This is a genomic window from Pseudomonas sp. BJa3 (assembly GCF_026343815.1).
Classification (GTDB): domain Bacteria; phylum Pseudomonadota; class Gammaproteobacteria; order Pseudomonadales; family Pseudomonadaceae; genus Aquipseudomonas; species Aquipseudomonas soli.
On record NZ_JAOXMC010000266.1, the window covers coordinates 1 to 264 of the forward strand.

The window sequence follows — 264 nt, forward strand, 5'->3', positions numbered from 1 at the left end:
TCGCCCCGTCCTCCCTGCAGACATCGCCACGCTCTGCAAATTCCCTCAGAGCGCGGACGAACTCGTCTACATGTTCCCCAAAGCCACCTACCCGCTCACACACGCGCAACTAAACGAAGCCATCGCCCAGCGCAGTGGTTCGACAGTGATCGAGGCCGATGGCGTGATCGTTGGATTCGCCTAGTTCTACAACGCCGACCACGGCGGTGTATGAGAGCTGGTTTATGTGGTGGTTGCGCAGGCTGCGCGGGGTAATTGGTTGTC

At 59.5% G+C, this 264-nt stretch carries 1 pseudogene; it reads left to right on the forward strand.

The window, feature by feature from the left end:
* Positions 1-211 (forward strand): annotated as a pseudogene (locus tag OH705_RS27660) (GNAT family N-acetyltransferase); the annotation flags it as partial.
* Positions 212-264 lie beyond the last annotated feature (53 nt).